Annotated in this window: 1 protein-coding gene; it reads right to left on the bottom strand. The window is 66.3% G+C overall.

What is annotated here, in order from left to right:
• The coding region (locus tag AC4F3Q_RS13555) for a PCRF domain-containing protein (protein ID WP_491040423.1) at positions 1-270 on the bottom strand (270 nt) is incomplete at both ends.

Genomic DNA, 270 nt, shown 5'->3' on the forward strand with positions numbered 1-270 from the left:
TCACTTCCTTGTAGCCGCCGAGATCCGACGCGCTTTCCGACATCATCTCGACCTGCCAGCGCTGGCGTTCCGCGAAGCGCAGGTACATGCGCAGCAGGTCGCCCGCGAACAGCGCCGATTCGTCGCCGCCGGTGCCCGCGCGGATTTCGAGGAAGATGTTGCGATCGTCGTTCGGGTCCTTCGGCAGCAGCATCTTCTGCAGCTCGACCTCGAGACGGGCCATCCCCTCGCGCGCGCTGCGGATCTCGTCCTCCGCGAAGTCGCGCATCG

This window comes from Flavimobilis sp. BM9 (assembly GCF_058313055.1).